The sequence below is a fragment of the Shewanella electrica genome, assembly GCF_022321485.1.
Taxonomy (GTDB): domain Bacteria; phylum Pseudomonadota; class Gammaproteobacteria; order Enterobacterales; family Shewanellaceae; genus Shewanella; species Shewanella electrica.
On record NZ_JAKOGG010000148.1, the window covers coordinates 1 to 285 of the forward strand.

The 285-nt window shown below is 44.6% G+C and carries 1 pseudogene; it reads right to left on the reverse strand.

Annotation, left to right across the window (positions count from 1 at the left end):
• Positions 1–222 precede the first annotated feature (222 nt).
• Positions 223–285 (reverse strand): annotated as a pseudogene (locus L9G74_RS23775) (biotin/lipoyl-containing protein); the annotation flags it as partial.

Here is a 285-nt window from a genome sequence, read left to right on the forward strand (position 1 = left end):
ACTTCATCCAGCATACATTGGAACACAAAGCCCAGGGCAGCACGACTTTAGCTCAATTGATGTGGAAAAGTACGTCGCCGCTTTGTTATCTACGAGTTCATTTCGAGGTTCAGCAATCTAACATAAAAGTTACCTAATTCCTTAGATAAAGCATTCGCACTTCTGATACCTCCAGTGTGCGCGATCGGCTCACACTGCCTCCATAAAAACGGTACAAAATGTAACTTTCAGCTCTTTCAGTACACCAGCAAACGGCGCTGGAATGTCCATGGTCGCTTTATCACT